This is a genomic window from Paenibacillus xylanexedens (assembly GCF_007676705.1).
Classification (GTDB): domain Bacteria; phylum Bacillota; class Bacilli; order Paenibacillales; family Paenibacillaceae; genus Paenibacillus; species Paenibacillus xylanexedens_C.
This window is the reverse complement of the sequence record NZ_VEBF01000002.1, coordinates 998,387-1,019,907: the sequence shown is the minus strand read 5'-3', so window position 1 is coordinate 1,019,907 and position 21,521 is coordinate 998,387. Positions and strand designations below refer to the sequence as shown.

Genomic DNA, 21,521 nt, shown 5'->3' with positions numbered 1-21,521 from the left:
CTTATTATAGCATAAAAAGGCGGGTTTGCATGCCTGAGAAATACAAGTAATGGTCGAAATTTGCCATTCTGCCATGGATTATGCTATATATCATGCGATATTGAAGCACATTTCATGAGTTGTAAGCCAAAAATAAGCAGGCCACCTCCATGCTGAGGTGCATAGGGTGGCCTGAATGATGTGTCGCATTAGAGTTTTTCTACATCAGGTTCTGAAGCGTTGAATCAGTTCTAAAAGTTCTTGGGTTAGATTAGCCAGCGATGCAGATGCTGCTGTAATCTCTTCCATAGATGCGAGTTGTTCCTCAGAGGCAGATGCAACACGAGTTGCGTGATCTGCTGTCTCATGACCAATGGTTTTGAGTTGCACCAAGGTGGCATCAACCTGCTGTGATCCTGCTGACATCTGCTGCGCAATAGCTGAGACATGCTCAATCTGCTCATTGACCTCTGAAATCTGTGATGAGATGGAGAGGAAGAGTTCACCACTTTCATTAATCACTTCCGCAATATGACTAACTTCGGAATTCCCATGTTCCATATTTTCAACGAGAGAAAGAACCTCTTGCTGAACGCTATGAATTAACTCTGCAATCTGCGCTGCTGATATTCTGGATTGTTCAGCCAGATTACGAATCTCGGTTGCAACAACACCAAACCCTCGCCCGTGCTCACCCGCTCGTGATGCTTCAATGGAAGCATTAAGCGCAAGCAGATTGGTTTGACGGCTAACTTCTGTGATCATGCCTGTAATATGACCAATCTCTACAGAACGTTGCCGGAAATTCTCCAGTGCGGTCATGGACGTCTGCACAGAAGAAGTCGCGCTATCGACCATACGCATGGCCGATTGAATCTTATCGGTTCCAACGGTTGTTCGTTCAGCCACAGCTCGTGATGAATCGGATACATCGGAGGCAGCCTTTGCAATTCTTCCGATCCCTACAGATATTTCATTCATGGAACGGGAGGACTCTTGGAGTTCCTGCACCTGTCTACCTGCTTTTTCTGCAACTTCGACTCCTGTTAATGCTATCAGTTCTGCGGCTTTACCTGTTTCTTCGGCTCCGGCGGTTAATTGTTGAGAGGTAGAGCCCACGGATAAGGCATGTTCGGATATAACGGATATCGTATGACGCAATGTATCCATCATCTGATTCATATGACCGGCCATGACACCGAATTCATCTTTGGATCGTACGGGTAACTTTTGTGTCAAATCTCCGCCAGCCAGCTGTCCAGCGACGATATTGACTTGATTCAACTGTTTCACAATGGAGATGATGGTGTAGGTGACTACGCCTGCAAGCAGAAGCACAGCCAGCGCGGCTATCAGTATGGACCAGTTCAGGCTGTCATAGAAGGGTTGAAGGATATGGCTTTTTGGCAGAGCGGAGACAAGGTACCAGTTCGAATCCGTTCCTTGTAACCTGGCGGGCTCGGCAATAAATAGTTCTTCACTTACTTCAGGGTCCGTAGCGTAAAACTGGGATTCGCCAGACTGGATACGTTGAATGACCGTCTTCATCTCAGATGGAATTACGGCACCTTCATTGGCTAGTTCCGGTTTGGAGCCATGTGCAGCAATCTGCCCTTCGCTAGTAATCAGCATGGCATAACCCTGATCCGGATTTAGCGAAGCTATATTTTGCTGAAAACGATCAATGGTAAAGTCGGCTCCGACAATGCCTAAGAAAGTTTTGTTTTCATCTAATAGAGGGAGGACAATCGAAACGAGCAGTGTTTCTTTTCCGCCAACCGTATAGGTAACTGGCTCGGACCAATAGATGGATTTGGTTTTCTTCGGCTGCTGATAATATGTACTGGTTTCATCGTTTCCCTCATAAGTAGGCATCGGCTCAAAATGCAGGGAGTTGCCATCACGTATAACGTATGGAACGAATCGGCCCGTAGCATCATCATATTCATTTTTATTCACATGATCCGCATCGTTTCCATCAAAGGCATTCGGTTCCCAGCCCGTATAAAAGCCAAAAACTTTCTCATCCTTTTTCAGATATTGTTCAAGGAGTCTAACGATTTCTTCGCGGTTGAGAGACCCGTTCTGAGCGGCATCCAATAAAGTGGTACTCATGGTGTCCAATGTGTTTTTGACTTGATTAATGTCAGTCATGAATTCATTCGTAGCCTGGTTTGCCGCTTGTCCAGCAACGGTTTCACCATACTGCAGGCTTTTGTCGTAAATGGATTTTGTGTTAAATGCAATCAGGGCTCCAATACAGCAAAGTAGCACGATTCCGAGTAAAAGTCCAAGCTTAACAGCAAGCTTGCGATTGCGAAAAAAATGCATGTTTAATCCCCCTCGATGTCACTCTTGTGATGACTATAATGATGTGTGCTTCTCCAAAAGGGAGTCTATACTTTATATCGTTATTTAAGGTCTTATAATGAAGATAAATAGAAAAATGCATAGAAAAACAGCTGCCGAGAAAATCTCGACAGCTGTTTGGATTGAAACTTTAATGTGATTGCAACGATTAACGGTTGTAGAACTCGACGATTTGTTTTTCATCGATGTCTTGGGACAATTCAGCACGCTCAGGCAAGCGGATGAATTTACCTTCTACAGCTGCTTCGTTGTATTCAACGTATGCTGGAAGATGCGAACGGCCTTCCAAAGCTTCCTTAACGGAAGAAAGAGCGCGGCTCTTCTCACGCAAGCCGATTACATCGCCAGTGCTTACTTGGTAAGAAGCGATATCGACTTTTTTGCCGTTTACAGTTACGTGACCGTGTGCTACCAACTGACGCGCTCCAGCGCGGGAGTTAGCAAACCCAAGGCGGTAAACGAGGTTGTCAAGGCGGCACTCAAGCAAGAACATGAAGTTTTCGCCGGCGATACCTTGCATTTTTTGAGCTTTAGAGAACAGTGTGCGGAATTGCTTCTCGCCCAAACCGTACATGTGGCGCAATTTTTGTTTTTCTTGCAATTGCATACCGTAGTTGCTCATTTTTCTGCGTTGGTTAGCTCCGTGCTGACCTGGAGGGAAAGGACGTTTCAATTCTTTGCCTGTTCCGCTCAGGGAAATGCCGAGGCGACGGCTCAATTTAAATTTAGGACCAGTGTAACGTGCCATGTTTAAAGTAGCTCCTTTTTAGTTAAAGTTCATAATAGGGCTCTGTTTGCGCTCCAATTTGTTGATGCGGGCTTGGCCTCGCATAGAACGATCAGGAAAGTTCAGCCGCTGTCCTGAAAGCAACAAAAAGAATGAGGGTGACACAACCGGTAATGCCCAAATTTAAAGACCCATTAGTAGTCTTCATCAACAATTTATATTACAGTTTAAGAGAAGCAAAGTCAAGCGTAGAATAAAAGCAAAAAAACGTCTAAATTTGTCGATAGGTCATTGGGCCTAAAATAATGGGACAATTTTCTGAAATATGGATGCAAAAAAGCTTTAAACAGAGTAAAATAGATTGTATCTTAACTTTAAATCATCTTTATGTAACAAGGTTATCGCAACGAATTTGCAGGTTTGCGATAACGTGTGCAGATTAATGCATCCGGATGGATGCAAAAACGGTGCAAAGGAGCGCCTGACATGTTAGAACATCTAAGAAGTTTACCTGCCAGCTTGAATTCACGAAGTTCGGGCGATTCCGCATCTTTTGCCGCTCCTCATCCTCATGAAGAGCATGTGTTGTGGATGCAAAAAATGGATATCACACCTTTTGATTTTTCATATTTGGGCAGCTTGCTCGAGCAGGCTTACCGTGACTGGAACTCCAAAGTAGATTCAGGGCTGACCAGAACATCAACATTGTACAGCGTATGGAACACGGATGGTAATTGCATAGGGTACGACAGCAATCACGAAGTTGATTCGGGCGTGGATATACGAAGTCTTGTATTGGAATGTATCGATAAAAGACAGGTCCTGTCCTTCAGAGGAACAAGCGAACGCGGAGAATATCTTCTAATAACACATCCTTTGTTCTCTAGAACAAACAAGGATATGTTTGCCGTATTCACTGCTGTAATCTATGAATCCAATCGATATGAAACGTCTGAAGCTGTGGTTCGATCTGAGGCATTGCATTACCGCACCTGCTTTTACCGAAGATTTGAATACATATTTATGACGGACCTGTTACATGCTCATGAACAAACAGCGCGTGAAGAACACCGGAGGTCTATCCTCTTTCAGATTGTTCAGCGAATGCATGACAAAATGGATGTCGACGCCATATTGGATGAAGTATTTGACAGTATGGACTATTTGTACCCAGCTACGTATATCAAACTCTATATGTCTCAGGATCAGAGCAACTTTAATCCTCGGATTAAACCGTTGCTGGTACACGAACGTGGGGAAGATATATGTGTGCGTTCATTTATGGAAGGCAAACGGATCATTTCTCGCTCAGATGTTGGAGAGAATCGCATCATAGAAGTGGGTCTTCCTCTGAAAGGAAAACAAGGCATATACGGTGTGTTCCATATCGAAATGAATGAGGAGATCATGGAAGAATCAGATCTACAATTGATTACGATGATGGTAGACACCGCAGGCACGGCTTTTGAAAACGCCAAGTTGCACGAACAATCCAATATGTTGATTCAGGAGCTTCGTTTGATTAATGATCTTACCCAGCGCTTGAACAAAAGCCTGCATCTTTCGGAGATCTATCAATTATGCGAGCAAGAGTTAAAGGAAATATTTCAGGCTGAAACGTGTTGCATTCTTCAACTCAATGATAGTACGAATGACTTTGAAGTCATGTCGTCTAATGTAAAAGATGTTTTTCACCAATCATTTTCTGTAGACTACGGTATCGCAGGCTTGCTGTATCGAACAGAGGAACCACTTATTATATCCAATTATGCGCAATATGATAAAGTGTCGTCCTTTTTCATGGAAGATACCGGCTCCATGTCATTGATTGCATCACCGATCAGAGTCAATGGTGAAGTGAAGGGTGCCATTTTGTTGGGACACAGTAGAGAGCAATATTTTTCATATGATAATTATCGGCTCTTGCAGATGCTGTCCATTCATATCGGACTTGCCCTGTCGAATGCCACGCTACATGCCGAGGTTCGGCGTTTGGCTAATCTGGATATGCTGACAGGGTTGTACGTCAGGCATTACCTGGATAGTGTAATTCACGAGCGTCAGGCTCACGAATTCTGTGGCTCGCTCATTGTGGTGGATATTGATCAGTTCAAGCAGGTCAATGATACATTCGGACACCAGACGGGCGATCAAGTGCTGAAGCAAGTAAGTGAAATAGTTACCAGTTCTGTTCGCCCTGAAGACATCTGCGCCAGATGGGGTGGAGAAGAACTGGCCATCTATATGCCGCAGGTAAGTGTCCATCAGGCGTTAGAGTACGCGGAAGTGATTCGAAGGAGAGTCGCGGAGGAAACCAGACCTCTTGTCACGGTATCCAGTGGCATCGCCGAGTGGAATTGGATGGATGAGAAGGTTAGTGTGGAGTCCTTGTTTTATCGGGCTGACATGGCTTTGTACAGCGCCAAGAATGGCGGTCGGAACAGAATCGTTGTAGAAGAACAGGAAGTAACACGTTAAGAGAGGACTATTCCGATTGCGGAGTCGTTCTCTCTTTTTTTATGTATTGGAGATCAAGTCGTTTATAGAAGGAAGTATAAGCAAATACGGGCAGGGCAATCTATGGAGAAAGTTGACGGAAAGGTGAAGATGGATATGAACATGCTTAACCGCCGGTCGGTACGTACTTTATGGTTACTCGTGATTATCGTGATTACTGGCGTTCCGGGTTGTGGATTAATCCAGCGTGATCAAACGCCTGAAGAAGTTTTTTCCCTGGCTTTATCCGGGATAGCTGGTAAAGAAACGTTAAGTTTTGAAGGAGAAGCTGGACTGCGACGGGAGAACAGTGGACTGTTCGAGAATCAGTTCAAATTTGAAGGGAAGCTGGAGAATCATGATCGTCTTACCCTGCAGACCCGATTGCCTGGAGAGGTAACCGCTGTGGGCACGGGCATTCATACGACTGCTGTAAACAATAACGGACAGCCTCGTGGTTTTAGTGCCTCTTTTGAACGGAAACAAGGGCAATGGATGGCATTGTCAGCGCAGCATGAGCCGCTGCGTGGTTCTCTGTCCCGCTTTAATCCAATTGCTCAATTGGAGAAGATTGATGGGATGCACAAAACGATTCAATCCGAGTATGGGTCCGGTCGTCGAACCAGAACATTACGGATTGAACTTGCACCGGAAGACGCCAAAGCATGGGCTGTAGCCCAGCTAAACGACGAGATGAACGCCATCCGGTCAGAATATATGCATAAGGCAGCTACGGTGAAAGGAGCGCGTAAGGAGAAGCTTGAGAAGGATCTGGAGAAAGTATGGGAACAGGGTGAAACAACGATGCAACAGATGATGAAACAAGCCAGCGTGCAGACGGTATATCACCTCACAGTTGATCGGAAGAGCAGTCTGCCTCTTCGCTTATCCTCTGAAAGCCAGGTAAGTTACACGGACAATAACCATAAAAACAATAAAGAAGCCCTTGTCACGGATGTAAACTTCAAGTCATATCAATAATGAAGTGAAGGACTGCCTGCTGACGGGATGACTGTTCGCGTGCTACAATAGTATCGTAATTTACCGTTGTTCAATTCAAGTATGGCAGATGACAGGAGGATTTTACCAAGATGAAAGACCCTAGAATTCAAAAGCTTGCAGCAAACCTGGTAGGCTATTCTGTAGATGTACAGCCTGGTGAAAATGTATTGGTTGAGATGATTGGATCGGAACGTGATCTGATTAACGCGATCATTGAAGAAGTAGGCAAAAAAGGCGGTAACGTCTTTGTACAGTTGACGGATAAGACCGTACAGCGCGCTATGCTGAAAAATGCGACAGAAGAAATGATGAAAACGTGGGCAGAAATTGATCTGAACCGTATGAAACAGATGGATTGTTATATCGGCATTCGTGCGGGAGAAAATGTGAATGATCTGTCCGATGTGCCGGAAGAAAAAATGAAAATGTACAATTCCTTGTACTCCCACCCGGTACATAGTGAACAGCGTGTCAAACATACGAAATGGGTTGTACTTCGTTACCCTAACGCAAGTATGGCGCAACTCGCGAATACAAGTACAGAAGCGTTTGAAGATTTCTACTTCGACGTATGTAACCTGGACTATGCCAAAATGGACAAAGCACAGGACTCACTGGCTAACCTGATGAAACGGACGGACAAAGTTCGCATCACGGGACCAGGAACAGAACTGAGTTTCTCCATTAAAGATATCGGTGCAGAGAAATGCTCTGGCCAAAAGAATATTCCGGATGGCGAAGTGTACAGTGCCCCTGTACGTAACTCCGTGAACGGAACGATTAGTTATAACTCGCCAACCCTGTACAATGGAGTTACTTTTGAAAATATCAAGTTCACATTCAAGGATGGCAAAATCGTCGAAGCGACAAGCAACGATACAGAGCGCTTGAATGAAATCCTGAATTCGGATGAGGGTGCCCGTCATATCGGTGAGTTCGCGATTGGATTCAACCCGCATATCCTGCACCCCATGAAGGACATTCTGTTTGATGAGAAAATCGCAGGCAGCCTGCACTTTACGCCGGGTCAGGCTTATGAAGAAACGGACAATGGCAATCGCTCGTCCATCCACTGGGATCTGGTGTTGATCCAGCGTCCGGATTATGGTGGCGGAGAGATTTATTTTGATGATGTGTTGATTCGTAAAGACGGTATCTTTGTTATTCCTGAGCTGGAATGCCTCAATCCGGACCGTTTGAAGTAAGAGCAGGATTTTGCTGTTGCTAGGAAAGCGGATTCACGGTATCATGTAGTGGTAATTAATAGATGATACCAAAGTAAAAAGACGGAGGGATTCCTATGTCGAGTAATAACGCGGCTGTAGTAGAAATTGCTCAAACAGCAGGCAAGTTTACTTCTTCAATCGTGCTTCATTCGGAGAACAAGTATATCGATGTGAAAAGCATTCTCGGATTGTTTACAACGCTGATCAGCACGCACAGCTATGAACTGCATGTTCATGGTCCAGATGCAGTTGAAGCGAAAGCAGCCATGTCAGAAGTGTTTGCTAAGCATGGACTGAATGTAAGCATGGCATCTGAGTAATAGCTCTCAAGAAGCACCTCTGCGTTTTTGGCAGGGGTGTTTTTTGGCATTGCATGACTTGAATACTGTTCTGGACATCCCTGGAACAGCGGGAATAAGCTGAAATAGAAGGCTTCACTTTGTGGGCTTATTTTGGTCAGGTTCTTGTATTAGCTCTTCATTTCGTCTAATATTAGAGGTAGAACGTCTTTACGCGATTTTTGGGACATAGGGGGGAAAAATGCATGACTTCATCTGATCTGCAGGACCAGCTGAATTTGAAAGCGATCAGTCTTCTTCAAGAAGATGCAGATAAAATACAGAAGCTTATTGAAGTACAGATGGAGAATCTGGCTACCCGCTACTGCCCTCTCTATGAGGAAGTATTGGATACACAGATGTATGGGTTCTCCAAGGAAGTTGACTTTGCTGTTCGTGCAGGGCTCCTTCCAGAAGGTGCAGGTAAGCAGCTGGTTAGCGCGCTTGAGCGGAATTTGGCAATTTTATATGAAGCCTTGAACAAAAAGAATGAGCAATAGCCTGCAATTGCGCGGGTCAGAATAGAAGGCATGCAGGCGTTTATGCATGCTTTTTTTGTACGTCCGAACGGGACTGTGAAGTAAGTCACCCAGAAGACGTATATAAGCAAAGAAACAGCTCGACATAGATATTCGAGCTGCCTCTTGTAGCTTGTTTATTTTAAAAAAAGATGGCTTGGTGATGACTTGAACGGGTTACACCAGGAAGAAGGATACACCGAGTATGATATATACCACGAGCAGGAGTAGCCCTTCATACCAATTCGTTGAACCATCTTGGGTGATGGACTTTGCAATAAATACGGATACGCCGATGGCGACCAGCTCAATCGTTGTAAATACGATATCCATGGTTCTACCTGTGAAGTAGCTGACAAAAATCAGCACAGGGGCAACAAAGAGCGCAATCTGCAAGCTGCTTCCGACGGCAATCTCGACGGCTGCTCCGATTTTATTTTTCATGGCAAGCATGATGGCTGCACTGTGTTCCGCTGCATTACCGATGATGGCGACAAGGAATGCACCGACAAACAGCTCACTAAGTCCAAATTCCGAAGTGAATACTTCGAGTGTCCCGACCAGCCATTCACTGACGAAGGCAACCATGACCGTTGCGAGCACCAGGTAGAGAATTGATTTTTTCTTGGACCATGCCGGAGCATGCTCATGCGGTAGCTCTTCATCACGATCCTCAGTGACGTCCGCAAGGTAGTTCTTGTGCGTCACCATGGAGAATAGTAACCAGGCGATATACGCGAGAATGAGCAACCCGGCCACGATGAGACTAAGTGTATTGGTGTCTTTCTGTGTAATGGAATGTGTATTGAGAAAGACTGCCGGAATAAACAGGGCAATGATGGCGACAATCATCAGGGAACCATTCAGACCTGCAAGTGAGACATTATAATTCTGGATTTTGAACTTGAGTCCTCCGGCAAAAATACTTAACCCGAGCACTAACAGCAGGTTTCCAATGATGGAGCCTGTCAGACTTGCTTTGACCATGTCGAACAGTCCCTCTTTGACGAGGAAAATGGCGATGATCAATTCGGCTGCATTGCCGAAAGTCGCATTCAAGAATCCACCTAGCCGCTGTCCGGCATAGTGGGCCACATTTTCGGTGGCTTTACCTAAAAAACCGGCCACAAAAATAACCGAAATGGCTGATATCACGAACTGTAGAATCGAATCCCATTTCATGTAGTGGGCGATGGCACTGAGTGCAAAGAAAGCAATCAGCAAAATGGATGAAATCCGGTTTCTCACAACAAACACCTCGGTTATAAAATATTTTGTTTTGAATTGCAATCTAAAACCTTATGAGATTATTTTCATATTTCAATATAACCAAATGGTGGTAGGTTGTAAACGCATCTTTTTGAGTTTAATTTGCTTTTTGGGGTGGAAAGGATTTAAAATACGAGTAACGAAGTGAAGGAGGATGTGGCATGGCAGAACAACTTCAACTGGAGAGCGGAAACATCCGGATTGCCGATGACGTGGTTGCGAAAATTGCCGGAATGGCTGCAATGGAAACGCCCGGAATTGCCGCAATGTCTGGAGGATTGTCAGAGGGCTGGGCGAAGCGACTCAGCGGTAAAAACGTACAGAAAGGCGTGAGCGTTGAGGTCGGCCAGCTGGAAGCAGCCATTGACCTGCGCATCATTGTCCTGTACGAAACCCCGATTCATGAAGTTTCCCGTATGCTTCAGCAGAATGTAAGAGAAGCGGTAGAGACCATGACCGGATTACGCGTGGTTGAAGTCAATGTTAAGGTAGAAGGCGTATCTTTCAAAGGCGACGATCTGTAAAATTTCGCAATCCGCAATGGAGTACAGAGGCAGACTGGCTTTGTTCTTCATCTTGATAGACAGAGTATACCCAGTACACGCAAAAAGGCTGTGCATCCAATCAGGTGCACAGCCTTTTTGTTTTGCTTTTCAATTGAATGGGCTTGAGCTCCGTTTCTGTAGGAACAGTCCCGTTTATCGAATCCGTCGGATGGACTCCCGTGAACGAAGAGCAGGAGAGGTGCGAGTCTGTGTCTGTACAGTCACGGACTTGGTTTTCTCTTCCTTGATCACGTCCAGATTATTGGTGCGAGAGATACTGAGCAGAATGCCCATGGCAACCATCATCACAAAGAGTGAGGTACCCCCATAACTGATAAACGGAAGTGTGACCCCCGTTACCGGAATGGTCTGAGTTACGCCGCCGATATTAATGAATGCCTGTATTGCGATGAGTCCCATAATTCCGATGCCGACCAATGTTCCGAATGGATCCGGACAGCGGAGAGAAACAATGATTCCTCGCCAGATAAAGTACAGATAAACCAGAAGGAATAAGGTACTTCCGAGGAATCCGAGTTCTTCCCCGATCACAGAGAAGATAAAGTCATTGTACGCATTTGGCAAATAGTGCAGCTTCATCGTACCTTGTCCAATCCCGGAACCTGTCATGCCGCCATCTCCAATGGCAACAAGGGAACGGTAGAGGTTAAGACTTCCGCCATTAATGTCGGATAATGGATCCAGGAAAGCCTGAATACGTCCAATCTTGTAGTTCTGCTCCGCAGTGACTGCTGTTGCAGCGGTCGTCGTGTCTGAAGGAGACATGGAAGAAAACAGGGAGTTTGCTCCGAAAGCCAGTGCTCCGCCGAGTACGACCAGGAGAATCGAACCCAGGATATGTTTCATACTGGCGCCACCGGCATAGATCAAGAGACCACAGGTGGACACCAGGATGAAGGTAGTACCGAAGTCTGGTTGCAGCATGATCAGTCCTGCGATGAAACCAACGATGAACAAGACGGGGAAATACCCTGTCTTGAAAACTCTGAATTTCTCGCCTTTTTTGGTGATAAGCGCAGAGAGATAGAGAATGATCGCAATTTTGGCGAACTCTGCAGGTTGGAGACTGAAACCGACAATTTCAATCCAGCTTCGGGCACCGTTTACCTTCTTGCCTGCAACCAACACAATGAGAAGCAGTACCGTAGTGAACAGAAAAAATGGTGCATAGAGCTTTTTGTACTTATTGAAGCGGATATTCATGGCGAAAAACATGCCAAATAGACCGATAATCGCCCACATAAGTTGTTTTTTCGTGAAGTAAAGGGCATCATTGTTAAATCTTTCGTTTGCGATTGCAATGCTGGAACTGGAGCTGAATACCATCACCAGTCCGAAGCCCACCAACAATAAAGTGAGGATTAGCAGTTGAAAATCCGGCGTGCCTCTCTTCGTTTTCGTTTGGGCCGTTTGTTGTTTCATCGTTTGGCCCAGCCTATGCTTCCAGCAGTTCTTTAAGCTGCTGTAATTTTTCGGCTGCCAGCTTCACGACTGGCTGCGGAACGGAAGAGTCATAATCCAGACCGTGAGGGAAGGTGGCTTTGCCAAGATAAACGGCTTCAACAGCAAGAATGGTATCCGGTTTTTCCAATTTGCCTTCCACTGCGCGGGTATTGATGCGTACAAAGTATTCTGATTTGGTTTGTTCATCTTCAATTTTGTAGTCATATGTAGCACGGTAATATTCCCATTGCCACCGGACAAATCCGACTTTCTCGGCGCTCTCATCCAGGTATGCCAAGTCGCTCTTCAAGCCATCCAAGCCTGTATTCTCAAAAATCATAAGCGTTTGATCCTCCTCATAAGCTTCCGAGTGTAATTTCTCGTGCATTTCTCTAGTTCATGATAGTATGTTTCCCCTTCCCGTGCAAGCTTTCCAGGGGTGTTTCGTATCGGTTTTCTTCCAATTCTGCTACAATATACAGCAATAGGTTTGAAGAGGAAGGTTCGGGCTTGATTCAAGTCCCGTTCAAGATTGAAAGGGTGGAGAGATATGACTAATAATATATGGTGGGAAGATCTGCAGATCCACATGGTGGAATGGCGGCGTCACCTTCATCGCAATCCTGAGATTTCCTTTCATGAGGAGAAGACATCCTCTTTTGTAGCGGATATGTTGGAGAGCTTTGGCGTTGAAGTGAGGCGTCATGTTGGCGGTCACGGGGTCATCGGTACAATTCGTGGGGACAAGCCGGGGCCTGTCGTCATGCTGCGGGCCGATATGGATGCACTGCCGATTCAGGATGAAAAGGATATAGAATATGCGTCACAACAAGCAGGAGCGATGCATGCATGCGGCCACGATGGTCATATCTCGATCTTGCTGGGTACGGCATTGTATTTCAGCCGTCACAAGCAGGAGATCCGAGGCGAAATTCGGTTTTTGTTCCAGCCGGCAGAAGAACTGCTTCCGGGCGGTGCAGTCCAGGTCATTGCGGATGGGGCGCTTGAAGGTGTGGATGTCATATACGGCATTCATCTGTGGACCCCGCTGCCTGTAGGTGTTGTTGCCAGTAAAGCAGGGCCGATGATGGCGGCTGCAGACGACTTTTACATTGAGATCAAAGGCAAAGGCGGACATGGCGGGATGCCGCAATCCACCATCGACAGTCTTATCGCGGGTTCTGCGCTTGTGATGCAGCTTCAGACGGTTGTCAGCCGTTCGGTTGATCCATTGCAACCAGCAGTGCTGACTATTGGTACAATGCAGGCTGGCTCCGCTCAAAACGTGATTGCAGAGCAGTGCAAAATGAGCGGCACAGTGCGAACGTTCGATGAAGAGACACGAAATGCAATGAAAGAGCGAGTACTTACCATGGTAGCCCAGACAGGGGCAGCGTATGGTGCGGAGACTCAAGTGAAATATATTATGGGATACCCGCCTGTGGTGAATGATGAAGAGGAAACAGCGCGTTTCTTCAGGGAAGCAACCGAAGTATTTGGAGCAGAACGTGTTCAAGCGTCCCCGATGCTGATGCCAGCGGAAGATTTCGCATATTACCTTCAGAAGGTTCCAGGGTGCTTTATGTTTGTTGGTGCAGGCAACCCGGATAAAAATGCGATCTATCCGCATCATCATCCGATGTTTGATTTTGATGAAGACGCGATGCAGACAGCCGTGAGATTGTTTATCGCCATGGCCAAGGGTTACACAGCCGAATGACTTTATAGCCAGTTGGGCATCCTGTTCATACCAAGGTATGGGCAGGATGCTTTTTTTGTGGATTTTTATAGCGGTTCATTTTCGGAAGCTGCCGGAACTGGACTTTTTTTGATAGGAGGAAGGCTTGAATGGGAGGAACAGAACATACGGAAAGAACGGATGCGTGTATCGTTCAACGGGATTTTACGGTTTTGCTGGAAGTCGGCCACCCCGGATTCGACAGAGCGAGAGAGCAGCTTGGGAAGTATTCAGAACTGGTCAAGACACCGGCAGCATTTCATACCTATCGAATCACTCCGTTATCGCTCTGGAATGCGGCTGCACTGGGATGGAATGCAGATCAGGTCATCGCAAGTCTGGAGTTGGTATCCCGTTGGAACGTGCCTGCTGCACTCATACAGGATGTCTGCAGGATTATGGATCAGTACGGCAAATTAAAGCTGCATTCCCAAGCAGACCACGCCAGAATGCGCCTTTACAGTGAGGATGAACGGCTGCTGGATGAGTTAAGTGGATTGAAAACGATAGCTGCCTTTCGCATGGAACGCACGGACGCACATGAGCTTATGCTTTCTGGGGAACAGCGAGGATTATTAAAAAGGGAATTAACCAGACTGGGTTACCCGGTGCTAGATTACGTGGGTTATCGGGAGGGCACCAAGCTTACATTTGGATGGCGAACCAATGATTCAGAGGACAACTCAGAGCACTTCGCGTTGCGTTCCTATCAAAAAGAGGCCGTGGATGCATTTGAAGGCAGTGAAGGCATGGGAGGAAGTGGCTTGCTTGTGCTACCCTGCGGGGCAGGCAAAACGGTCATTGGCATGGCCGTTCTGGAACGGCTTCAATGTGAATGCCTTATTTTGACGTCCAATACGACGTCTGTGCGACAATGGATTCAGGAGATTCAAGACAAAACAACGATTACCAGTGAACAGATTGGTGAGTATTCAGGTCAGAAGAAACAAGTGAAACCTGTGACTGTAGCTACATATCAGATTCTTACACACCGGAAATCAAAGGATGCTGATTTTACCCATATCAAATTGCTCAGCGAGAGACAATGGGGGCTAATCATTTATGATGAAGTGCATTTACTGCCAGCGCCGGTGTTTCGTGCAACTGCAGATATTCAAGCTACTCGAAGGCTGGGATTAACGGCAACGTTGGTTCGAGAGGATGGCTGTGAAGAGGATGTATTTTCGCTGATTGGTCCGAAGCTCTATGATATGCCGTGGAAAAAACTGGAGCAGCAAGGGTGGATTGCCAATGTACAATGTCAGGAGATACGCATCCCGTTCTCCTCGGAACTAAGATCGAATTATCTTCAAGCCGAGGTGAAGCACCAATTTCGATTGGCTGCCGAGAATCCGGCAAAGGTACGTGTAGTCAAGCGTTTGCTGGAACGTCATCGAGATTTGCCTGCGCTAGTGATTGGACAATATCTGGACCAACTAGAGTTGATTGCCCGGGAAATTGAAGCACCTCTGATCTCTGGCACAATGTCACAGCAAGAGCGAATCAAATGGTTTGAAGCATTTCGGTGTGGAGAGATTAAAACGATTGTTGTGTCCAAGGTGGCCAATTTTGCCGTGGATCTGCCAGATGCTGCTGTTGCGCTTGAAATATCCGGTAGCTTCGGTTCAAGGCAGGAAGAAGCACAGCGGTTGGGACGAATCCTGAGACCGAAAACAGGAGAAAACAAAGCTTACTTCTATGCGCTAGTTTCAGAAGATAGTAAGGAACAGGATTTTGCATTAAACCGTCAGATGTTCTTGGTAGAGCAGGGATATGAGTATGACATCGTTCATGAAACGGAATAGGTCAGTTATACTCGAGAAAAGAGGAGGGAAAAGGAAATGTCTTCATTTGAACCATTAGATGAACCTGAGGTAGTGAATTTTGATTCTTGGTCAAAGCTCACTTCAATGGAGCAAAAAGTACTGGGTGCAATTTTTCACAAACATGCTGGGCAGCCTTTTACCTCTCTCCCCCCGAGAGAACAGTGGGCCATCGAAGGATTAAGTGGTGCAGAGGCCAAGACTTCATTTGCCAGCCTCAGGCAGCAAGGATGGATTGAATCTGTTCATAAGAGTTGGGGAGAACGTTTATTCTATATTCCTGCTTCCCGAATGGAGACATTGACGATTGCTTGTGTGCAAAGAGTGGGCCGAGCCGTTGAACAAATGACGATGCGTGCTTATGTAGTACAGGAGGGAAAGCCGGATATCGCTGCAGAGCTGATTCATCTGATCGCCTGGATCGGGAGAGAAGGGCTTCCCTTGACAGGTAAAGGGACGATACATAAGAAAACGGTTCAAAAATTATGTGCAATAACAGTACTATCCGCTGCAGACTTTGAAGGTCTGGGCATTCGATATGAATATTCAGATCTATACCCGGTTCACGTTGCAATCCTTCTCGACCTATTGCTCAGTCTGAATCTGGTTCAGAAGGCAGAGGGTGGGATTCGGATTATAGATCGTCAATTACAAGAGTGGTTGAAGCTCTCGTGGCAACAGATGTATCGGGAAATATATCAAGCTTGTGTAGAAAGATACGGGCCTGCTGAACCTGCATTGCAGCACTTTCGTTATCAATTGGCAGTGCTTGCTCCGGAGAAGAACGTATGGTGCCGTATAGTAAATTCGAAGTTGGAACCAAAGATTAGGGACTGGCTAAACGCATTGGCTGGCTGGGGTTATGGTGAAGTTGGAGAAGATCCGTCAGGAGAGCTGGCATTCCGCTGGCAGATTGACCCGCAGAGCTTGCTATATCGAGGGCATGAGACGGTAAGTGAGATGGAGCCGTGTGGATTTTACGTGCAGCCTGATTTCGAAATGTTGGTACCACCGGAAGCAGGGCCTGGTGTGATCTGGTTGCTGGAGCAATGTGCCGAACGGGTTACGCGTGATCGGATGACCATTTATCGAATGACGAAAGAGCGAGTCATTTCGGCCATTGCCAAAGGACATGCATTACACGAATTAATGGGGTTTCTGAATCAATATGCTCTGACAGGCGTGCCGGAGAATGTAAGTTCTGCCTTAGCGGATTGGGGGAAGGAGACGGATATTACACCATTGACTGTGGATCATTACATGGAGGTAAGAGAGGCAAGTACAGGCTCCACAGAGGATCAGAAGACATTAGAAAAAGATGTCTTGACCGGTGGTGTATATTCTTTCCGCACACCCGATAATCAAGGTCTGGTTATTGTCCCTGCATTTTTGCATGGGATGGAGCGTGATCATACTGTAATCGACAAGGCGTTCTCTCTGTTAGGGGTTGAGGAGATACCTGAGACCTGGTACAGGGAGTGGCGTCGATATCACAGTTCAACAGCAAGACAGATTGCTGCCAAAGCCATTGAGTGGCAGACCAAGTTGGGGATCCAACAGAATCATTGTACGCAATACCTCATTCCACATCAGGTAGAGGGGCATGAAAAATGGACATTAAGCGGATGGTGTATTCTGGATTCAAGTGAAAGCTCATCAGAGACAGAATGGCGTACATTCTCCCCGTCGGATTGGGATACAATGCGTCTTATCCTGCCAGATGATGTCATAACCTGATTATTTGAAGTGAGTATCAGGTTAAAAGACGAATTTCCAAGTTTCCCTTATTTCTAATTGCAGGAAAAACTCTTCTTAACTATTCATGGATATGCTATGATGAGGTAGTCTACGTTAAGTAGAACTTTATATATAGATAGGATGAATATTCATGAGCGTAGCGGAAATGAACACGGTCGATATGGCCCAAGTGTTAACGGGCGCATATGAACTGGGCGACATGATTAACCAATCTGCCGAAGTATCGGATTATTTATATTGGAAGCAGCAAGTCGAGACTACCCCTGAGATTCAGATGGGGATTCGGAAGCTGAATGCCAAGAAGGAATTGTTTGAAGAAACACAGCGTTTTGGTCATTTTCACCCGGATTACCATGCAGCGAAAGACCAGGTGAAGGCTCTGGAACAGGAATTAGAAAATTTCGAGGCGGTAGCCCGCTTCAAACAGGCAGAGAAGTCCCTGGATGATATGTTATTCCAGATGTCAGAGACTATTGCATTCGCAGTGTCAACGACCATCAAGGTACCAAGCAATGACCCGAATCCGAAGGGCGGCTGCGGTAGTGGCGGCAAGTGTGGTTGCAGTTAAGCAATCAGGATATAGTAATTAATTCAGACTCATGACAGACCGGACCTTTAGGGATGAATGCTTGTTCGGTTCAAGTAACCGATCAACAATCATCCCAGGCGCCGGTCTCCATTATAGAAGGGCGGGGAACGATGATGTTTGCGGAAAGGACAGGATTCATTATTTGGGTCAGTGATTTGAAGGCTGCCCGTAATCTCGAAAAATATGGCACCGTGCATTATATCTCCCGCCGTATGCATTATGTGGTCATGTATGTTAATGCAGAACGGGCAGAAGATACGATGAAAAATGTGAAACGACTTTCCTATGTGCGCAAGATCGAACGTTCGTATCGAAACGAGATCAAAACCGAGTATGCCAGCAAAACCATGGATAAAACGAGCTTTTACGGAATATAGACGAGATACTGGAGGGACCCTGTGGGGTCGCTCTTTTCTTGAATTATGCACAAACGGACTTTTATGAAAAAAAGTTAAACTTACGCCTTGAGGTTACGGGACTTATGTTGTAATATATTTGGTAATAAATAGATAGAAAGTCCTATCTGGTGGAGAGTGATTCCCATGCGTGATAAGGTGATGCAACGTTGGAGCACCTACGAGCCGTTTTTCGTGGCTCTTGGAGACAAGAAAGTGGCCGACATCGTCATTACCCATCATGCCAAGATGCGGTATGCAGACCGTATTGAGCCTGCACATAGTGATGATGACCATATTGCAGCGTGGTTATGGGAGTGTCTGAAGCAGGACCGTATAACACCATACTACCGTAATGAACAGGACGTCTACCTGATTGATGAGGATCTGGTCGTGGTCGCCGAATTTTCAGAACTTGAAGGAGAATATGATATTGCAGGCAACCCGCTGCACAAAATGATTGTAGTTACGTTTCTGGGACGTATGTCGGAGACCATTGAGTTGAGGGACCTGAAATCTTATTACTCATGGTTAAGACATTCAAGAAGAATGACGCTGGTCAAAAATAGTCGCAAGCATAAGTAAGTTGAGTAGATTTAATATGTTGAAATCATAGATTCAAGTATCATCGCATGCAGACAAGCTGCATGCTTTTTTTGTTGCCAAGCGGGAAATCGGCTACAATGTAGAGAGTGTAATCGAAGAGGGGCGAAGATATGAATTTTCACCAATTGCATATTTTTTATACGGTAGCAGAGAAAGGCAGTTTCTCGGCTGCTGCACAAGCATTACATATGACTCAACCTGCAGTAACAATGCAGATTCAATCACTGGAAGATTATTTTGGAACCAAACTATTACATCGTTCCACCAAAAAAATAGAATTATCCGAGGCTGGCCGGACGTTATTGCCTCATGCGAAACGGAGTGTGGAGCTGGTCAGACAGACGGATGAGGCGATGTCTGCGTTTACCCAGATGTTACAAGGCCGACTCCAGCTTGGAGCCAGTTTAACGATCGGAGAATATGTACTCCCGCGCATGCTTGGACCGTTTGCGCTTCAATATCCCGATATTTCCATTGTCATGAAAGTGATGAATACAACGCAAATTATGGATGATATATTGAAGCACCAGCTTAATTTTGGTCTGATTGAAGCGCCGGTGCACCATCCGGACATGATTGTAGAGCCTGTCATGCAAGACGAGCTGAAACTGATTGTACCTGCCGGGCATGATCTGGCTAAGCGCAGCAAAGTGAATCTTGAAGATGTAATGAATTATCCCTTTGTGCTGCGTGAGAAGGGTTCGGGTACACGTCAGGTGATGGAAGATCAATTGCAAAAGAAAAAGATTGATCCACAGGATATGAATGTTGTGATGGAACTTGGCAGTACAGGTGCGGTAAAATCGGCTGTTGAGGCAGGAGTAGGCATTACGATGTTATCTCCCTCTTCCGTGCAGCATGAGCTGGCCCTGGGACTTGTTCATATTGTGGATATCCGTGGACTTGAATTCAAACGGCAATTCTATGCCATCCATCTAAAATCGTCCTTGTTGCCCCTGTCAGCTGTCGCCTTCCTGAACTATCTGCGTCAACAGGAGCAACATAAGCCCAAGCACCAAACAGGTAAGGCATAATAGCAGGCACTGTCAATAATAGATAAGATTTAATCACAATCCACTATTGAAAGAAAGGAGCTGTTGTGCATGAACCAAAGCCTAGGACGCTGTGATCTTCATACCCATAGTCAGGCCTCCGATGGAATGCAGCCACCGGCTGATAATGTGAAGCTTGCCAAGCAAAAAGGACTATCTGCGGTTGCCCTAACGGACCATGATACAGTAGCCGGTATAGCAGAAGCGCAGCGAGCGGGGAAAGAGTATGATATTGATGTCGTAGCAGGTGTTGAGATCAGCACTCGGGCTGGCGGCAAAGATATTCATGTGCTGGGTTATTACGTGAATACGGAGGATGAGCAGTTCCTGCAACGGTTGCGTGGATTAAGAGAAGCGCGAGATGAGCGCAATCATCTGATTATTGGCAAGCTCCAGGAACTTGGACTTGATATAAGCTGGCAGGAGGTACTGGATGAACTTGGACGCCCGCTAGAGCCCGATGAGAGTATCGGCAGACCACATATGGCTGATGTGTTGGTGAAGAAGGGATATGCTGTCGACATGCGGGATGCATTCGATCGATATCTTGCTGAAGGCAAGCCTGGCTTCGTATCTGTCCCCCGAGTTGCGCCGAAGGATGCGTGCGAGTGGATCAGAGCCGCAGGGGGAGCTGCTGTTATTGCCCATCCGGGTCTCTATAATGATGATGAATTGGTGCGTCGAATTATCGCAGACTCCCGTCCGGACGGTATCGAAGTATTTCATTCGGACCATGGCCCGGAAGAGGAACACAGGTATGCGGAGATGGCTAGGGAATATGATCTTATTGAAACAGGTGGATCGGATTACCATGGGGAACGACAAGGTGTTGTTTTCCACGGGGATCTCGGTAGCAAGACAGTAGCGGTTGATGTGTTGAAAAGACTGCAGGCGGCTGCACACAGCAATAAGTAGTCTAATCTAGACAGGTTAACACTTTATCGGGTTATGAGTTTTTTGTTTATAGAGACACATCCTAAGGCCGGAAGAGCATAGGACATGGAAACATAGTAGGCTAAACCTACATGAATTCATGTCCTTTTTTTGTTAAAAAGAGTCTATGTGATCGAATAGTTTACCCAATCGCCACGTGTAGCCCCTAGACGTTCGAATAATTGCTGTGCACGCTCATTGGTCACTGCAGTGATCCAGGACATATAAGCACATCCATGTTCACGCGTATATTGCTGGCAGTGTGCAAATAGTTGGGCTTCCGCTTCACCTTCTCTGAATGCTTCCGTAACAAAAAGGTCATTCATAATGGCTACACGCTCTGCTTTCATCGTGCTGTAGGTGAAGAACAAGGTGGAGAATCCGATAAGCTTCCCGTCCTCTACTGCCACGAATTGAGCACCGATTTGCTGATTAAGCAGGTTGTTAATCAAAAGGTGGATGGATTGATCTCCAGGCCATGGGTTGTTGTAGAATCCCACCACATAGTCATGCATCAAGGCAGTCAGTGGTTTCAGATCATCAGGTTGCGTCTCTCTAATATGTATAGTCATGGTACACGTCCTTAACATTAGTTTTTATTTATTGCAATTGAATTATTATACGTATAAATGAATTAATATTCAATACGAATGATAAATAAGCTGAGCTTCACATATGATTCAAACAAGTAAT

The 21,521-nt window shown here is 46.0% G+C and carries 20 protein-coding genes; 14 read left to right on the top strand and 6 right to left on the bottom strand.

The annotated features are described in order from the left end of the window. Positions 1-204: 204 nt before the first annotated feature. Both FS628_RS14410 and rpsD read right to left on the bottom strand, forming a co-directional pair. Complete coding sequence (locus FS628_RS14410; RefSeq protein WP_145322875.1) at positions 205-2,310, bottom strand: methyl-accepting chemotaxis protein; 2,106 nt, start codon at positions 2,308-2,310, stop codon at positions 205-207. 187 nt (positions 2,311-2,497) lie between these two features. Beyond that, on the bottom strand, positions 2,498-3,097 hold the full coding sequence (gene rpsD, locus FS628_RS14405) for a 30S ribosomal protein S4 (RefSeq protein ID WP_062835377.1): 600 nt from the start codon (positions 3,095-3,097) through the stop codon (positions 2,498-2,500). Between the two features lie 465 nt (positions 3,098-3,562). Between rpsD and FS628_RS14400 the strand changes: the two genes are divergently transcribed. From FS628_RS14400 to FS628_RS14380, 5 genes are all read left to right on the top strand, one after another. Continuing rightward, positions 3,563-5,554, top strand: a complete 1,992-nt coding sequence (locus tag FS628_RS14400; protein ID WP_145322873.1) for a sensor domain-containing diguanylate cyclase — start codon at positions 3,563-3,565, stop codon at positions 5,552-5,554. 102 nt (positions 5,555-5,656) lie between these two features. Next, entirely contained in the window at positions 5,657-6,553 is an 897-nt protein-coding gene (locus FS628_RS14395; RefSeq protein ID WP_145322871.1) for a hypothetical protein, read from the top strand. A gap of 110 nt (positions 6,554-6,663) precedes the next feature. Then, positions 6,664-7,779 carry an aminopeptidase gene (locus FS628_RS14390; RefSeq protein ID WP_076328038.1) on the top strand — a complete coding sequence of 372 codons (1,116 nt, stop codon included), beginning with the start codon at positions 6,664-6,666 and terminating at the stop codon, positions 7,777-7,779. A gap of 95 nt (positions 7,780-7,874) precedes the next feature. Beyond that, the gene (locus FS628_RS14385; RefSeq protein WP_145322869.1) at positions 7,875-8,120 is read left to right on the top strand and encodes an HPr family phosphocarrier protein; all 246 of its coding nucleotides are present in this window, start codon (positions 7,875-7,877) and stop codon (positions 8,118-8,120) included. 224 nt (positions 8,121-8,344) lie between these two features. Beyond that, positions 8,345-8,638 carry a YlaN family protein gene (locus FS628_RS14380; protein WP_017687426.1) on the top strand — a complete coding sequence of 98 codons (294 nt, stop codon included), beginning with the start codon at positions 8,345-8,347 and terminating at the stop codon, positions 8,636-8,638. Between the two features lie 195 nt (positions 8,639-8,833). On the opposite strand, the gene cax is transcribed toward FS628_RS14380, so the two are convergent. Continuing rightward, positions 8,834-9,904, bottom strand: coding sequence for a calcium/proton exchanger (gene cax, locus FS628_RS14375; protein WP_074095776.1), 1,071 nt, complete (start codon positions 9,902-9,904; stop codon positions 8,834-8,836). Positions 9,905-10,086: 182 nt separating this feature from the next. Here cax and FS628_RS14370 point away from each other — a divergent pair, with 182 nt between their 5' ends. Beyond that, entirely contained in the window at positions 10,087-10,449 is a 363-nt protein-coding gene (locus FS628_RS14370; protein WP_017687428.1) for an Asp23/Gls24 family envelope stress response protein, read from the top strand. Between the two features lie 174 nt (positions 10,450-10,623). Here FS628_RS14370 and ftsW read toward each other — a convergent pair whose 3' ends face one another. Together ftsW and FS628_RS14360 are read right to left on the bottom strand one after the other, a co-directional pair. Further along, positions 10,624-11,913 (bottom strand): putative lipid II flippase FtsW, encoded by a 1,290-nt coding sequence (ftsW, locus tag FS628_RS14365; RefSeq protein WP_145322867.1) that lies wholly within the window; start codon positions 11,911-11,913, stop codon positions 10,624-10,626. 13 nt (positions 11,914-11,926) lie between these two features. Next, a complete protein-coding gene (locus tag FS628_RS14360; protein WP_145322865.1) occupies positions 11,927-12,274 on the bottom strand; it encodes a YugN family protein in 348 nt (115 codons plus the stop codon). A gap of 210 nt (positions 12,275-12,484) precedes the next feature. Between FS628_RS14360 and FS628_RS14355 the strand changes: the two genes are divergently transcribed. From FS628_RS14355 to FS628_RS14320, 8 genes are all read left to right on the top strand, one after another. Further along, positions 12,485-13,654: a M20 family metallopeptidase gene (locus FS628_RS14355; RefSeq protein WP_145322863.1), complete on the top strand. Its 1,170-nt coding sequence runs from the start codon at positions 12,485-12,487 to the stop codon at positions 13,652-13,654. Between the two features lie 128 nt (positions 13,655-13,782). Continuing rightward, the gene (locus FS628_RS14350; protein ID WP_145322861.1) at positions 13,783-15,477 is read left to right on the top strand and encodes a DNA repair helicase XPB; all 1,695 of its coding nucleotides are present in this window, start codon (positions 13,783-13,785) and stop codon (positions 15,475-15,477) included. 36 nt (positions 15,478-15,513) lie between these two features. Continuing rightward, positions 15,514-17,232, top strand: coding sequence for a helicase-associated domain-containing protein (locus FS628_RS14345; RefSeq protein ID WP_145322859.1), 1,719 nt, complete (start codon positions 15,514-15,516; stop codon positions 17,230-17,232). A 151-nt stretch (positions 17,233-17,383) separates the two neighbouring features. Next, on the top strand, positions 17,384-17,821 hold the full coding sequence (locus FS628_RS14340; protein WP_145322858.1) for a YlbF family regulator: 438 nt from the start codon (positions 17,384-17,386) through the stop codon (positions 17,819-17,821). Positions 17,822-17,955: 134 nt separating this feature from the next. Beyond that, positions 17,956-18,219, top strand: a complete 264-nt coding sequence (locus FS628_RS14335; RefSeq protein WP_095290540.1) for a YlbG family protein — start codon at positions 17,956-17,958, stop codon at positions 18,217-18,219. Between the two features lie 165 nt (positions 18,220-18,384). Then, positions 18,385-18,822, top strand: coding sequence for a hypothetical protein (locus tag FS628_RS14330; protein ID WP_145322856.1), 438 nt, complete (start codon positions 18,385-18,387; stop codon positions 18,820-18,822). Positions 18,823-18,953: 131 nt separating this feature from the next. Continuing rightward, positions 18,954-19,877 carry a selenium metabolism-associated LysR family transcriptional regulator gene (locus FS628_RS14325; RefSeq protein WP_145322854.1) on the top strand — a complete coding sequence of 308 codons (924 nt, stop codon included), beginning with the start codon at positions 18,954-18,956 and terminating at the stop codon, positions 19,875-19,877. A gap of 69 nt (positions 19,878-19,946) precedes the next feature. Continuing rightward, on the top strand, positions 19,947-20,810 hold the full coding sequence (locus FS628_RS14320; protein ID WP_145322852.1) for a PHP domain-containing protein: 864 nt from the start codon (positions 19,947-19,949) through the stop codon (positions 20,808-20,810). Between the two features lie 143 nt (positions 20,811-20,953). Here the strand turns inward: FS628_RS14320 and FS628_RS14315 are convergent, their stop codons facing one another. Further along, the gene (locus tag FS628_RS14315) at positions 20,954-21,400 is read right to left on the bottom strand and encodes a GNAT family N-acetyltransferase (RefSeq protein WP_145322850.1); all 447 of its coding nucleotides are present in this window, start codon (positions 21,398-21,400) and stop codon (positions 20,954-20,956) included. Between the last annotated feature and the right edge of the window lie 121 nt (positions 21,401-21,521).

Excerpts from the sequence above, each read along its gene's own strand:
- FS628_RS14410 (WP_145322875.1), bottom strand. The coding sequence starts at position 2,310 with ATGCATTTTTTTCGCAATCGCAAGCTTGCTGTTAAGCTTGGACTTTTA.
- rpsD (WP_062835377.1), bottom strand. The coding sequence starts at position 3,097 with ATGGCACGTTACACTGGTCCTAAATTTAAATTGAGCCGTCGCCTCGGC.
- FS628_RS14400 (WP_145322873.1), top strand. The coding sequence starts at position 3,563 with ATGTTAGAACATCTAAGAAGTTTACCTGCCAGCTTGAATTCACGAAGT.
- FS628_RS14395 (WP_145322871.1), top strand. The coding sequence starts at position 5,657 with ATGGAGAAAGTTGACGGAAAGGTGAAGATGGATATGAACATGCTTAAC.
- FS628_RS14390 (WP_076328038.1), top strand. The coding sequence starts at position 6,664 with ATGAAAGACCCTAGAATTCAAAAGCTTGCAGCAAACCTGGTAGGCTAT.
- FS628_RS14385 (WP_145322869.1), top strand. The coding sequence starts at position 7,875 with ATGTCGAGTAATAACGCGGCTGTAGTAGAAATTGCTCAAACAGCAGGC.
- FS628_RS14380 (WP_017687426.1), top strand. The coding sequence starts at position 8,345 with ATGACTTCATCTGATCTGCAGGACCAGCTGAATTTGAAAGCGATCAGT.
- FS628_RS14370 (WP_017687428.1), top strand. The coding sequence starts at position 10,087 with ATGGCAGAACAACTTCAACTGGAGAGCGGAAACATCCGGATTGCCGAT.
- ftsW (WP_145322867.1), bottom strand. The coding sequence starts at position 11,913 with ATGAAACAACAAACGGCCCAAACGAAAACGAAGAGAGGCACGCCGGAT.
- FS628_RS14360 (WP_145322865.1), bottom strand. The coding sequence starts at position 12,274 with ATGATTTTTGAGAATACAGGCTTGGATGGCTTGAAGAGCGACTTGGCA.
- FS628_RS14355 (WP_145322863.1), top strand. The coding sequence starts at position 12,485 with ATGACTAATAATATATGGTGGGAAGATCTGCAGATCCACATGGTGGAA.
- FS628_RS14350 (WP_145322861.1), top strand. The coding sequence starts at position 13,783 with ATGGGAGGAACAGAACATACGGAAAGAACGGATGCGTGTATCGTTCAA.
- FS628_RS14345 (WP_145322859.1), top strand. The coding sequence starts at position 15,514 with ATGTCTTCATTTGAACCATTAGATGAACCTGAGGTAGTGAATTTTGAT.
- FS628_RS14340 (WP_145322858.1), top strand. The coding sequence starts at position 17,384 with ATGAGCGTAGCGGAAATGAACACGGTCGATATGGCCCAAGTGTTAACG.
- FS628_RS14335 (WP_095290540.1), top strand. The coding sequence starts at position 17,956 with ATGTTTGCGGAAAGGACAGGATTCATTATTTGGGTCAGTGATTTGAAG.
- FS628_RS14330 (WP_145322856.1), top strand. The coding sequence starts at position 18,385 with ATGCGTGATAAGGTGATGCAACGTTGGAGCACCTACGAGCCGTTTTTC.
- FS628_RS14325 (WP_145322854.1), top strand. The coding sequence starts at position 18,954 with ATGAATTTTCACCAATTGCATATTTTTTATACGGTAGCAGAGAAAGGC.
- FS628_RS14320 (WP_145322852.1), top strand. The coding sequence starts at position 19,947 with ATGAACCAAAGCCTAGGACGCTGTGATCTTCATACCCATAGTCAGGCC.
- FS628_RS14315 (WP_145322850.1), bottom strand. The coding sequence starts at position 21,400 with ATGACTATACATATTAGAGAGACGCAACCTGATGATCTGAAACCACTG.